The following is a 12,611-nucleotide window of genomic DNA, read 5'->3' as shown; positions in this document are numbered from 1 at the left end:
GACGTGTTCGGAAGTCACTGCCCGTTGTCGGTGTCGATCGGTAACGTAGGGACACGGCCGGCCGGAAGGAGGCGCGCGATGACCGTGCTGCTGCGCGAGGCGATCGGTGATCGGCTTCGCCATGCCCGCACCAACCAACGCCGCACGCTGCGCGAGGTCTCTCGGACCGCCCGCGTGAGCCTGGGGTACCTGTCCGAGGTGGAGCGCGGCCGCAAAGAGGCGTCCAGCGAGCTCCTCGCGGCCATCTGCGAGGCACTGGAACTGCCGCTGTCCGAGCTCCTGCACCACGTCGCCTCCGACATCGGCGCCGTCCAGCAGACGCCGGACACGGTGCCGGACACCGTTCAGAGCGGTCGTGCGGACCACGGGCGCGGCAAGCTGGAGGGTGGCCGCGTGCTGCCCAAGACGCTCTCGGACGACCTGTCCGACCTGCGGTTGCAGCCGATGCTCAGCCACCGGCTCACCAGCAAGATCGGCGAGCCGCCCAAGGCAGTGGCCGCCGCATAACTACCCATGTCGTTCTCGGCCCCGTTCGCCCCCTGGTGAGCGGGGCCGCTGGCGTTCTGGTGAGCTGAGAGGGCGCTGAGAGCCGCTGTGGCCGCCGCCACGTGACTCGCTGCAACAACATCGTGCGCTCGTGCGTTCAACTGACAACGACCCCCGTCGGCTGAACGGGAGACAACGGCTTGGCCACAGCGGGTGGGGTCACCGCGTCCCAGGACGCGGGTGCGGGCAGGATTGCACGTCGTCAGGCGTGTTCTCCTCAGTCCCGGGGTGGGGTCAGGGTGTTCCCGGATATCTCCCCGTGTCGGTGGATACGCCGACGCACAATTGAGACGATGGATCCAACACCGGCACCGAGAAGGCAGGCGTAGGAGATGGCCAGTCCGTTCGTGAAGTTCTGGAAGTACCTGATGGCATCGTTCTCGTCCAAGATCGACGAGCACGCTGACCCGAAGGTGCAGATCCAGCAGGCCATCGAGGAGGCGCAGCGTCAGCACCAGGCGCTCTCTCAGCAGGCCGCGGCCGTCATCGGCAACCAGCGGCAGTTGGAGATGAAGCTCAACCGCCAGCTCGGCGACGTGGAGAAGCTGCAGGCCTCCGCGCGCCAGGCGCTCGTGCTCGCCGACGAGGCGCGCGCGAAGGGCGACGAGCAGAAGGCGCAGCAGTTCGAGAACGCGGCGCAGGGCTTCGCCACCCAGCTCGTGACCGCGGAGCAGGGCATCGAGGACCTCAAGACGCTGCACGACCAGTCGCTGCAGGCCGCCGCACAGGCCAAGCAGGCCGTCGAGCGCAACTCGATGATGTTGCAGCAGAAGCTCGCCGAGCGCACGAAGCTGCTCAGCCAGCTGGAGCAGGCGAAGATGCAGGAGCAGGTCTCCGCGTCGCTGAACCAGATGAGCGAGCTCGCCGCGCCCGGCAACGTGCCGTCGCTGGAAGAGGTCCGCGACAAGATCGAGAAGCGCTACTCCACCGCGCTCGGGTCCGCCGAGCTCGCCCAGAACTCGGTGCAGGGCCGGATGCTCGAGGTGCAGGCCTCGACCACCCAGCTCGCCGGTTCGTCGCGGCTGGAGCAGATCCGCGCGTCCATGCACGGTGGCCAGGCGAACACGCCGCAGCAGGTCACCCAGGGCAACAGCGCGGCGGCGCAGATCCAGGCCGAGATCGCGCAGCGCGTGCAGCACGAGCAGAAGACCACGCAGCAGCAGGTCCCGCCGGCTCAGAACTGAGCGGGGCAGGAGGAGTCAGCAGGTGATCATGGAGCCCTGGAGAAACCGTCCCAACAACGAGATCGTCCGCAAGGTCGTCGGCGAGTTGGGTGCGTCGCTCCAGGGCCACCCGCTGGCCGAGCAGGCGCGCTACCGCCTCCAGAGGTGGAACGACCCGGTCGCGAAGCTCGAACGCAGGCGCAAGCGCACCAACGCCGTGCTCACGTTCTGGGCGATCCTGATCACGATGCTCGGCACGCTGGCCGTCTTCGGCTTCACCGGCGTGCTGGGCACCTGGGCCGCCGTCGCCGGCACGGTCGGCGCGGCAGTGCCCGCGGTCCTCGCCGTGCGCAGCGGCTTCAAGCTGCGCGAGATCGGCGCGGCCCGGCAGCGGCTCGCGCTCAGCCCGCCGCCACCGCCCCGGCCGCCGCTGCCCGCGCACATCTCCGCGGCACGGGTGCCGATGGAGAAGCTGCACAGCGCCGAGGACACGATGACCGAGCTGCTGAAGCAGCTCGACTCGCCGGCGCTCACCTCGTTGCCGACGGAGTCGATCCAGCACGCCCGGCAGACCGCCCAGGAGGCGTCGGCCGCCATCCGTTCGGTGTCCGCGCAGCTCCAAGCCGTCGAACGGGCCCGCGACACCGCGCCGCACCTGGAGCGCGGCTCGCTCGTCGAGGGTGTGCGGGTGCTGCGGATCCAGCTGGCCGACGGCGTGGACCGCTACTGTGCGCTGGTGGCTGCGGCGGGCCAGGCGCTCGCGGCGAGCACCGCGTTCCAGGACCCGCGCATGGTGCTGGACGACGCCACCGACCACATGGCCGGTCTCGCGTCCGCAATGCGGGACGTGACAGGCTATTCAGCGTATTAATCGTCACCCTGGGTAATCACGTGCGTCTATCGGCGTGGATTGCTGGAGATATTTACGGCAATCGTGTGATTATCAGACCGTTATCTAGCCGTGGCCACTACCAGGCGTGGCAGGATTCCGGGGCCGGGCAGCGGGAAGTCCGGGTGGGTTGCCGGGAGGCAGTGCGTTGGCGTTGTGGACCGTGCACGGGGACGGTCGGGTCACCGACGGTGAGGCCGTCGCACCGCAGGAGCGGGCGAGCTGGCCGCTCACCATCGGGTTCGGCGTGCAGCACCTGGTCGCCATGTTCGGCGCGACGGTGCTGGTCCCCACCGCGACCGGCCTGCCGGTCGCCACGACGCTGCTGTTCTCCGGCCTCGGCACGCTGCTGTTCCTGCTGATCACCAAGAACCGGGTCCCCAGCTACCTCGGCTCGTCCTTCGCGTTCGTCGCGCCGCTGGTGGCCGCCCGTGAACAGGGCATCGCCGCGCAGCTCGGCGGGGTGGTCGCCGCCGGTCTGCTCGTGATCGTCGTCGGCATCGCCGTCAAGGCGCTCGGCGTGCGGCTGCTGGAGTCGGTCATGCCGCCGGTCGTCACCGGTGCCGTCGTGGTCATCATCGGCCTGAACCTCTCGCACCAGGCCACCTCGCACTTCGCGGAGCAGCCGGCGCTGGCCGCGATCACGACCGGCGTGGTCCTGCTGGCCGGTGTCCTCGGCCGCGGGCTGCTGGTCCGGTTCTCGGTGCTGGTCGGGTTCGTCGGCGTCTGGGCCGGCGGGGTGCTGGCCGGTGCCGTGCCGCCGGCGCGGTTCACGGCGTTGCGCGAGGCGTCCTGGGTGGGGCTGCCACAGCTGCACCAGCCGGAGCTGCGCCCGTCCGTCGTGCTGCTGATGCTGCCGGTGGTGATCGTCCTGGTCGCGGAGGTCGTCGGCCACGTCAAGGCGGTGGCCGCGCTGACCGGCCGCAACCTCGACGGCAGCGCGGGCGACGCGATCATCGCCAACGGCCTGTCCACGGCGCTCTCGGGCCTGGGCGGGGGCGTGGGCACGACGACGTACTCCGAGAACATCGGCGTCATGGCCGTGACCCGGATCTACACCACGGCGGCGTTCGCGGTCACCGGGGTGCTCTCCGTGCTGCTCGCGTTCTCCCCGAAGGCCATCGCGCTGTTCGGCACCATCCCGCCCGGTGTGCTGGGCGGGTGCACGCTGGTGCTCTACGGCCTGATCGTGCTCATCGGCGTGCGGATCTGGATGGACCGCGGCGTCGACCTCACCAACCCGGTCAACGCCATGGTCGGCGGGGCGGCGCTGGTCGCCGGCGTCGGCGACCTGACCATCGAGATCGGCTCGCTGAAGATGGGCGGCCTGGTGTGGGGGTCGCTGCTGGTCGTGATCCTGCACCCGGTGATGCGCTGGCTACGCGCCGCCCGGCACCCCGCGTAGCGCCTCGTTGATCCGGCTCACCAGGCCGGGACCCTCGTAGATGAACCCGGTGTAGAGCTGCACCAGGCTCGCGCCCGCGTCGATCATGCGCAGGGCGTCGTCGGGCGTCGCGATGCCGCCGACGCCGATCACCGGCAGGTCGCTGTTCTTCGTGATGAACCGGACGACGTCGTTCGCCCGCTGGGTGAGCGGCCTGCCGCTCAGACCGCCCGTCTCGTCCCTGTGGGGGCTCCTGAGGCCCTCGCGGCCGAGGGTGGTGTTCGTGGCGATGAGGCCCTTGATGCCGTGGTCCACGCACACCTGGATGACCTCGGCGATGGCGTCGTCGGTGAGGTCGGGCGCGATCTTGACGAGCATCGGCTTCTCGGTGGCCCGCGTCATCGCCGCGACGAGCTCGGTGAGCGCGCCCTTGTCCTGCAGGCTGCGCAGGCCGGGGGTGTTGGGCGAGCTGACGTTGATCGCGTAGTAGTCACCGTGGTCCTGAAGGGCGCTCAGCGAGTTCAGGTAGTCCTCGACGGCGTGCTCGACCGGGGTGACCTTCGACTTGCCCAGGCTGATGCCCAGCGGCGCCCTGAGGGTGGTCTTGTCGAGCTTCTGCGCGAGCGCGCGCGCTCCGGCGTTGTTGAAGCCCATCCGGTTGATGATCGCCTCGTCCTCGCGCAGGCGGAACAGCCGCGGCTTGGGGTTGCCCGGCTGCGGGTGCCACGTGACCGTGCCGACCTCGACGAACCCGAAGCCCAGCGCGGCCCACGCCGGCAGCGCCCTGCCGTCCTTGTCGAGACCGGCGGCGAGCCCGACCGGGTTGGGGAACCGGACGCCGAACACGGTGCGCGGGTTGTTCTGGCCCCGCGCGAACCTGGCCAGCGGGCTGAGCCGGGCCATGGCGGCGAGCGTGGTCTCGTGGACCCGCTCCGCGTCGCCACCGTGCATCGAGAACAACGCCTTGCGAACCACCTGCTTGTAGACCACGCGCCCACCCTATAACGCCAGTTCAGAACGGGCGCACCGGCTCTCGTCCGCCAGCGCCGGTCAGGACGGCCTGGGCACCTTCACCGTCGCCTGCTCGTCGAGCGGCACGGCCGGCCTGGCCAGGAACCGCACCGGCAGCGACCGCAGCCCCCGGCTGCCCAGCGACACCCGCCAGCCCAGCGGTCGTGCGGTGTCCAGGGCGAGCCCCGTGCAGCGGCCCAGCAGCGCGCGGAACGCCACGTCGCCCTCCAGCCGGGCCATCGGCGCACCGAGGCAGAAGTGCATGCCGTGCCCGAACGCCAGGTGCTGCCGGTCCGCCCGCTCGATGTTGAGCTGGTCGGCCCGCGGGTAGCGCGTGGTGTCGCGGTCGGCGGAGGCCAGCGACAGCAGCACCACGTCACCGGCGGGGATTCGCACGCCGCCGATCGTCAGGTCCCCGCTCGCGAACCGCAGCAGGTGCGAGGCAGGGCCGTCGAACCGCAGGAACTCCTCGATCGCGCCCGGCAGCAGCGACGACGAGCGTTGCAGCAGCTCCAGCTGTTCCGGGTGGCGCAGCAACGCCAGCGCGCCGTTGCCGACGAGGTCGACCGCGGTCGTGTACCCCGCTACGAGCAGCAGGAACGCCAGCGAGGCGAGCTCGCGGTCGGACAGCGCGGCCTCGCCGCTCGCACGGGCCAGCCCGCCGATCAGGTCGTCGTCGCCGGAGGTCCGCTTGTGCGCCACCAGGTCGAGCAGGTAGCCCGAGGCCTCCTCGCGGGCGGAGGCGGCGTCACCGTCGGCGAGCCCGGTGACCACGTCCGCCCAGTACCGGAAGTTCTCCTGGTCCACCGCGGGCACGCCGAGCAGTTCCATCAGCAGCGTGATCGGCAGCGGCGCCGCGAAGTCCGCGACCAGGTCGCAGCGCCCGGCGTCGAGGAACCCCTCGACCAGCGTCGTCGCGAGCTGCTCGGCATGCGGGCGCAGCGCGGCGATGCGGCGCGGGGTCAGCTCGCTCGACACCGCGCGGCGCAGGCGGGTGTGGTCGGGGGCGTCGCTGTTCATCATGTGGTCCGACAGGTCGCCGAACCACCACGACGCGAAGTGCGGGTGCCCGCGCAGGGGCTCGGCGAGCGCGGAGCCGTGCGAGGACAGCAGCGGGTGGTCCAGTGCGGCCCGCACGTCGGGGTAGCGGGTCACGAGCCACATCGGCGCGCCGAAGTTCTCGACCCGGTGCACGGGACCCGCTTCGCGCAGGCTCGTCAGCACCGGGTACGGGTCGTCGGTGAAGCCCGGGCGCAGCGCATCCAGATTTACCGCCATGTCGAAGGACACGGCCGGACGAGCCCTTCGGTTCAACCGGACTGGCATTTTGGGCAGAAGTAGACGAACCTGCCGTCGAACTCGCCCGACCGGACCCTGGTGCGGCACCGCAGGCACGGTCTGCCGGTGCGTTCGAAGACGTAGTGCTGCACGCGCAGGTCGCCCGTCGTGGACTGCTCCGGCCGCCACTGGTTGGCCTGCAACAGCTTCCGCGACAGCGCGACCGCTCGGGCCGGGTCCACCGCGGACACCGGCGCCGTCGGGAGGATGCGCAGCAGGAAGCAGACCTCCGCGCGGTAGAGGTTGCCGACACCGGCCATCACGCGCTGGTCCAGCAACGCGATGCCGATGGCCCGGTCGGGGTCCGCGGTCAACCGCCGCACCGCCTCGGCGGCGTCGAAGCCGGGGGAGAGCAGATCGGGCCCGAGGTGGGAGATGAGCTCGTCCTCGCGTGCCGTCGGCAGGAGCTCCATGTCGTGCAACGCGAACCCGATGGCCTGCCGGTCGTCGACCTCCAGCACCGCCCGCGCCTGGTGCCCCGGCCGCTTCCAGCGCTCGCCCGGCCGGTACAGGTGCCACGCGCCGTCCATGCGGAAGTGGCTGCGCAGGCTGTTGCCGTCGGAGAACCGGGTGAACATGTGCTTGCCGTACGTGCGCACACCGAGCACGTCGAGCCCGGCCAGGTCCACCGCGGCCAGCCTCGGGTGCCGCAGCTCGCCGCGCACCAGCGTCTTCCCGGCGAGCGCATCGTTCATCCGATGGCCGGCCAGGAAGACGGTGTCGCCTTCAGGCATCCACTGCCTCTTGGATCTCGTCGTCGTCGAAGTCGTGGTGCACCGCGCGGCGGCGGCTGCGGGAGATGCGCTGAATCCGGGCCAGCAGCAGGTTGAACGCCAGCGCCACCTCACGTGCGCCCGGAGTACCCCACTCGTGGATCGGCATGCACGCGCCCTGCGCCTGCTGCACCGCGAGCCGGTCCGGCAGCGCCACCGGCATCACCAGCGGGCCGAAGATGTCGCGCAGCTCGTCGATGCGGAACTGGTGCTCGTGCGAGCGCGGCCGCACCCGGTTCACCACCACGCCCAGCGGCTGCAGGTCGGTGTTGTTCTTCTCACGTTCGTTCTGCACCGCCTCGAACGCGCGCTGCACGCCCGCCACGGCGAACATGGTGGGCTCGGTCACCAGCAGTGCGCGATCGGCCGCGACCAGCGCGGAACGGGTCAGCTGGCCCAGTGAGGGCGGGCAGTCGAGCAGCACGAGCTGGTAGGGGAACTCGTCGTACATGTCGCGCAACGTGCGCAGCGCGGTCTTGAGCCGGTGCAGGCGCGACTCGTTGGGGTCGGGGTGGTTGAGCAGCTCGGCGTCCTCCGACCCGGACAGGACGTCGATGCCGTCACCCCACCTGCTGGGGCGGATCGCCTGTTCCAGGTTCTCCTCCGACGGGTCCTTCAGGACGTCGTAGATGCTGGCCTTCGGATCCTCGGGCTCCAGCGTCGACGTGGCGTTGCACTGCGGATCGAGGTCGATCACCAGAGTGCGGACACCACGGCGGAGGGCGGCAGAGGCCAGGCCGAGCACCACCGTCGTCTTGCCGACGCCTCCCTTGAGGCTGAGCACGGACACCGTATGCACAGACCTACTCTAGGGTCTCCTACGCTGTGTGCCATGCGACCGGACGCCGTACACAGGGTGCTCGACGCCGAACTGACCGCCGCACGGGAGCGCAGGGGCGGCGAACCGCCCCGCGTCCTCGACGTCGGCGGCGGCAGCGGCGTGTGGGCCGTGCCCCTCGCCGCCGCGGGCTGTGCCGTCACGGTCGTGGAGCCCTCGCCGAACGCACTGGCCACCCTGCACACCCGTGCGCGTGAGGCCGGCGTGAAGATCAACGCGGTGCAGGGCGACACCGACGCGCTGGGCGTTCCCGCCGGTGAGGCTGACGTGGTGCTCGCGCACGGGGTGCTGGAGGTCGTGGACGACGCGTCCGCCGCGCTCACGGCGCTGGCCGCCGCGGTGACGCCGGGCGGCGCGGTGTCGGTGCTGGTGGCGAACCGGTTCGCGGCGATCCTGCACCGCGCGATCGCCGGGCGGATCGTCGACGCGCGCCGGTTGCTGGACGACGACGCCGGTCAGCTGGCGGGCACGCGCGACCCGCTGCAGCGCCGGTTCGACGTGGCGGGCCTCGAGAAGCTCGTCCTCGAAGCCGGGTTGTCGGTCGAGTTGCTGCAGGGCCACGGCGTGGTGTCCGACCTGGTGCCCGGCGTCGTGCTGGATGCGAATCCGGGTGCGGCCGACGCACTGGCGGAGCTCGAGCTGGCCGCCGCGCGGCGGTCTCCCCTGCGAGACGTGGCGGCCCGGCTGCACGTGCTCGCCCGCCGCACGCACTGAGCCTTTGCTTTCGGGACGAATGCAGTCCCGGGGAGTGGCCCCAAACGACTCTGCGGCGAAAGATGTAGTCTTCGCCAGTCGACGTAGGGACCCGCGCCATGGAGAGTTCCGACCTGCTGGCCTCGTTGGTCAACGAGGCCGTCGCGGGTGACCGGCCTGCCGTCGAGCGGCTGCTGGCCTCCGTCCGCCCGCTCGTGACCCGGTACTGCCGGGCGCGCGTCGGGCACGGCGAACGGGCGCAGACGTCGGCCGACGACGTGGCCCAGGAGGTCTGCCTGGCCGTGCTGACGGCGCTGCCGACCTACCGCGAGCAGGGCCGGCCGTTCCTGGCGTTCGTCTACGGCATCGCCGCCCACAAGGTCGCGGACGCCCACCGCGCCGCTGCCCGCAACCGCGCGGAGCCGGTCGCCGAGGTCCCGGACGGGCCGTCCACCGTGCCCGGCCCTGAGCAGCACGCGCTGCTCGGGTCGCTGTCGGTGCGGCTGGGCCAGCTGCTGGCGGCGCTGCCGGACAAGCAGCGCGAGATCCTGGTGCTGCGCGTGGTCGTGGGCCTGTCGGCCGAGGAGACGGCGGAGGCGGTCGGGTCGACGCCGGGTGCGGTGCGGGTGGCGCAGCACCGCGCGCTCGCGAAGCTGCGGTCGTCGGTGGGGGTCGAGGAGCTCATCTGACCGGGCGCTGCTCCTCTGCTGATCGCGGGGACGTGCTCATCGCGTTACGCGAGAGCCGTGGCGGACCGTCGTGGGCAAGGCACGGCATCGGGTGATTGCTCGTGACGAACTCACTGGAACGGCGGAACCGGAAGGTTCCGGTTGCCTTCAGTCGTTCCTCTCCGCGTTCCACGAGTCGTTGTTCATTGCTCCAAACGAGTGACGTTCAGAAGTTGCCCCTACTTTCCGCATAAGGAGTGACGATCCGCACGTCTCCTCTGCGGGACGAGGACGAGGGGACGCTCGGATGGAAAGTTCGGCATTACCCGCTGAGGTGGTCAGTGCAGCGGTGAACGGGGATCGCAGGGCCACTGACCTGCTGCTTCGCTACTTGCGACCGCTGGTGGTCAAGTACTGCCGCGCGCGCGTGGGCCGCTCGGCCACGACGGCGGACGACGTCGCGCAGGACGTGTGCCTGGCCGTGCTGACAGCGCTGCCGAACTACCGTGACCAAGGTCGCCCCTTCCTGGCCTTCGTCTACGGCATCGCGGCGCACAAGGTGGCCGACGCCCACCGCGCGCTCGCCCGCAACCGGGCGGAGCCCACGGCGGAGGTGCCGGACCAGGTCTCGCGCGGCGCCGGTCCCGAGGACTTCGCCCTCCAGGGCGAGCTGAACGGCGCGCTGGCGAAGCTGCTGCGCGTGCTGCCCGAGAAGCAACGCGAGATCCTCCTGCTGCGCGTGGTCGTGGGTCTGTCGGCCGAGGAGACGGCCGACGCGGTCGGGTCGACCCCCGGCGCCGTGCGCGTGGCGCAGCACCGTGCCCTGGGCCGGCTGCGCAGGGAGGTCGCCGAGGCCAGCGTCCTGATCTGATGGGGAGGCAGGAGACAGCCGACGAGCACGTCGCCGGCGCACTGGCCGGCGACCGCGGCGCCGTGGCGAAGCTGCTGGAGGCGATCCGCCCGATGATCGTCCGCTACTGCCGGTCCCGCGTCCGGGGCACCACGTCGGCCGACGACGTCGCCCAGGAGGTGTGCCTGGCCGTCCTGACCTCGCTGCCCTCGTACCGCGACCAGGGCCGCCCGTTCCTGGCGTTCGTCTACGGCATCGCCTCCCACAAGGTGGCCGACGCCCACCGCGCCGCCGCGCGCAACCGTTCCGAACCGACCTCCGACCTGCCCGAGTCGGCCGACCGGGCGGCGGGACCGGAGCAGCGTGCGGTGGACGGCGACCTGTCCCGGCGGATGGCGCGGCTGCTGGAGGTGCTGCCGGACAAGCAGCGCGAGATCGTGCGGCTGCGCGTCGTCGTGGGCTTGTCGGCCGAGGAGACGGCGGAGGCGGTCGGCTCGACGCCCGGTGCCGTGCGGGTGGCGCAGCACCGCGCCCTGGTCCGGCTGCGCAAGGAGGTCGACTCGCTCGGCGAGTGACCGGTATTTGCTTTCGGAACTAGTTGGGCCGATCGCGGGGGGTGCGTGCGGCCGAACGACATCTCCATTGGCAAAGGCACCAACCCGCCGCCGACGTAGGGACCCGAGTGCATGGGGCGAACCCCGGATGCAGCCGATGAGCGCGGACCGGGCAGACCGCTGCTCTCCGTGGCGGACGTCGTGCACCACTTCAGCTCCGCCGAGGCCGACCAGCTGCACATGGACCGCGTGTTCGTCCAGCACTTCCGCGAGACCGGGTGCGCCGACCCGCTGTGGTCGGCCTTCCTCGGCAAGGTCGTCGGGTACGGCTTCGAGATCGTCAGGAACCTCGTGAAGTCCGGGGCCATGTTCGCGCGGGTCGACCGGCGCAGGTGGTCCGTGGCGCGCCAGGAGGTGTTCTTCCACGAGGCGGAGGAGCTCGCCAGCGAGGCCGTGTGGGCCGGGTTCAACCTGTTCCGCGAGGAGGGCGTGCTCGGCGGCAAGTGGTCGGAGGAGCACGGACCGCTGAAGGAGTACTTCGTGAACGCGTGCGTGCTGGCCTTCCCCAACGTCTACCGCAGGTGGCGGACCAGCAACAACGCCTGGCACGAACGGCACCTGCTGGACGCGTGGGCGCGCCTGGAGCACGTCGCGGCCGGCGGGGACCTCGAAGACGCGGTCGTGACCCGCGAGGCGGTGGACGACGTGTTCGCCGAGCTCAGCGAGGACCGGCGCACGCTGCTGTTCCTGAAGGACCAGAACTACTCGCACGCCGAGATCGCCGAGTTCATGCGGATCACCCCGCGGGCGGTCGAGGGGAAGCTGCGGCGCGCGAAAGAGGCCGCCCGCGAGGCGTCGAAGGGAAATCGGTGACCGCCATGGAGTTCTCCACCGGCCTGCACCGGACGGTTCCAGAAGCCGCCGTGGCGAACACCTCGGTCGGCGACGCCACGTCCGGACAGCTGGCGAACCGGGCGCACGGCCCGCGGTTCGACGCGCTGCTCGAACGCGCGAAGGCGGTCGGGCCGGCCGAACCGGTCGAGGCGCCCTCGGCCTCCTACCTGGCCCGGAGGCCGGACACCGCGGACACCTACGTGACCAGGGCCGCCGCCGGTGACCGGGGAGCGGCGGAGAGGCTGCTCGCCACGCTGCGGCCGTTGATCGTGCGGTACTGCCGTGCGCGGGTCGGCGGGCAGGACCGGTCGTCCACCTCGGCGGACGACGTCGCGCAGGAGGTCTGCCTGGCCGTGCTCACCGCGCTGCCGGCCTACCGGGACCAGGGGCGGCCGTTCCTCGCGTTCGTCTACGGCATCGCGGCGCACAAGGTCGCCGACGCCCACCGCGCGGCGGCGCGGCTGCGGTCGGAACCCGTGGCCGAGCTGCCGGAGGCGACCGACCTCGGCGCCGGGCCCGAGCAACAGGCCCTGCAGGGCGAGCTGTCCGAACGCATGGGCGCACTCCTGCGGTTGCTGCCGGGCAAGCAGCGGGAGATCCTCGTGCTGCGCGTGGTGGTGGGGTTGTCGGCGGAGGAGACGGCGGAGGCGGTCGACTCGACGCCGGGTGCGGTGCGCGTCGCGCAGCACCGCGCCCTGAGCCGGTTGCGCAGGGAGATCGCGGCCCAGGAGGCGCTGCGCTCGGCCGCCCGTCAGTGACGCCAGCGCGTTTCGTGGCCGCGGTGCGGTCGGCGCTCGCCTCCACGACCGCCGTCGGGGTGAAGTCCGTTGCGGCGTACCGGATCGGGCTCGGGCTGTCGGCACAACGACCAGCGGACGCCGATGTCGTGCGGGGGTGCTCGGGGCGGTTGGCCGACCCGGTTGGTGATCGTGTTTCTGGTGTGGGAGGCGTTGGACGCGGGGCTGCCGTTGCAGTCCCACGTCAGACACGGCGATTCGGACGCGGATCTG

14 protein-coding genes are annotated in these 12,611 nt (G+C 71.3%); 10 read left to right on the top strand and 4 right to left on the bottom strand.

Annotation, left to right across the window (positions count from 1 at the left end):
* The first annotated feature begins 78 nt into the window (after positions 1-78).
* The 4 genes from AB0A63_RS15160 to AB0A63_RS15145 all read left to right on the top strand — a co-directional run bounded on the left by AB0A63_RS15160 (position 79) and on the right by AB0A63_RS15145 (position 4,003).
* Positions 79-507, top strand: coding sequence for a helix-turn-helix transcriptional regulator (locus AB0A63_RS15160; RefSeq protein WP_360390599.1), 429 nt, complete (start codon positions 79-81; stop codon positions 505-507).
* 371 nt (positions 508-878) lie between these two features.
* Complete coding sequence (locus tag AB0A63_RS15155) at positions 879-1,730, top strand: PspA/IM30 family protein (RefSeq protein ID WP_360390597.1); 852 nt, start codon at positions 879-881, stop codon at positions 1,728-1,730.
* Positions 1,731-1,758: 28 nt separating this feature from the next.
* Positions 1,759-2,580, top strand: a complete 822-nt coding sequence (locus tag AB0A63_RS15150) for a hypothetical protein (RefSeq protein ID WP_360390594.1) — start codon at positions 1,759-1,761, stop codon at positions 2,578-2,580.
* 181 nt (positions 2,581-2,761) lie between these two features.
* Entirely contained in the window at positions 2,762-4,003 is a 1,242-nt protein-coding gene (locus tag AB0A63_RS15145; protein WP_360390591.1) for a solute carrier family 23 protein, read from the top strand.
* Here the strand turns inward: AB0A63_RS15145 and AB0A63_RS15140 are convergent.
* From AB0A63_RS15140 to AB0A63_RS15125, 4 genes are read right to left on the bottom strand one after another with little or no spacing between them, the layout of a single operon-like run.
* Positions 3,977-4,972: a quinone-dependent dihydroorotate dehydrogenase gene (locus AB0A63_RS15140; protein ID WP_360390590.1), complete on the bottom strand. Its 996-nt coding sequence runs from the start codon at positions 4,970-4,972 to the stop codon at positions 3,977-3,979. The genes AB0A63_RS15145 and AB0A63_RS15140 overlap by 27 nt on opposite strands.
* 60 nt (positions 4,973-5,032) lie before the next feature.
* On the bottom strand, positions 5,033-6,271 hold the full coding sequence (locus AB0A63_RS15135; protein WP_360390587.1) for a cytochrome P450: 1,239 nt from the start codon (positions 6,269-6,271) through the stop codon (positions 5,033-5,035).
* 32 nt (positions 6,272-6,303) lie between these two features.
* Entirely contained in the window at positions 6,304-7,065 is a 762-nt protein-coding gene (locus AB0A63_RS15130) for a DNA-formamidopyrimidine glycosylase family protein (RefSeq protein WP_360390585.1), read from the bottom strand.
* On the bottom strand, positions 7,058-7,903 hold the full coding sequence (locus AB0A63_RS15125) for a ParA family protein (RefSeq protein ID WP_360390583.1): 846 nt from the start codon (positions 7,901-7,903) through the stop codon (positions 7,058-7,060). Before AB0A63_RS15125 ends, AB0A63_RS15130 begins: the two co-directional genes overlap by 8 nt.
* Before the next feature lie 33 nt (positions 7,904-7,936).
* Here AB0A63_RS15125 and AB0A63_RS15120 point away from each other — a divergent pair, with 33 nt between their 5' ends.
* The 6 genes from AB0A63_RS15120 to shbA all read left to right on the top strand — a co-directional run bounded on the left by AB0A63_RS15120 (position 7,937) and on the right by shbA (position 12,359).
* Entirely contained in the window at positions 7,937-8,656 is a 720-nt protein-coding gene (locus AB0A63_RS15120; protein WP_360390581.1) for a class I SAM-dependent methyltransferase, read from the top strand.
* 98 nt (positions 8,657-8,754) lie between these two features.
* On the top strand, positions 8,755-9,324 hold the full coding sequence (locus tag AB0A63_RS15115; RefSeq protein WP_360390578.1) for a sigma-70 family RNA polymerase sigma factor: 570 nt from the start codon (positions 8,755-8,757) through the stop codon (positions 9,322-9,324).
* A 286-nt stretch (positions 9,325-9,610) separates the two neighbouring features.
* Positions 9,611-10,174 carry a sigma-70 family RNA polymerase sigma factor gene (locus tag AB0A63_RS15110; RefSeq protein WP_360390576.1) on the top strand — a complete coding sequence of 188 codons (564 nt, stop codon included), beginning with the start codon at positions 9,611-9,613 and terminating at the stop codon, positions 10,172-10,174.
* Positions 10,174-10,728 carry a sigma-70 family RNA polymerase sigma factor gene (locus AB0A63_RS15105; protein ID WP_360390574.1) on the top strand — a complete coding sequence of 185 codons (555 nt, stop codon included), beginning with the start codon at positions 10,174-10,176 and terminating at the stop codon, positions 10,726-10,728. Before AB0A63_RS15110 ends, AB0A63_RS15105 begins: the two co-directional genes overlap by 1 nt.
* A gap of 111 nt (positions 10,729-10,839) precedes the next feature.
* On the top strand, positions 10,840-11,580 hold the full coding sequence (locus tag AB0A63_RS15100; protein ID WP_360390571.1) for a sigma factor-like helix-turn-helix DNA-binding protein: 741 nt from the start codon (positions 10,840-10,842) through the stop codon (positions 11,578-11,580).
* A gap of 221 nt (positions 11,581-11,801) precedes the next feature.
* Positions 11,802-12,359, top strand: a complete 558-nt coding sequence (gene shbA, locus AB0A63_RS15095) for an RNA polymerase sigma factor ShbA (protein WP_360391471.1) — start codon at positions 11,802-11,804, stop codon at positions 12,357-12,359.
* Positions 12,360-12,611: the final 252 nt, after the last annotated feature.

The sequence above is a fragment of the Lentzea sp. NPDC042327 genome, from assembly GCF_040647275.1.
Taxonomy (GTDB): domain Bacteria; phylum Actinomycetota; class Actinomycetes; order Mycobacteriales; family Pseudonocardiaceae; genus Lentzea.
This window is presented reverse-complemented; position numbering and strand designations above follow the sequence as displayed.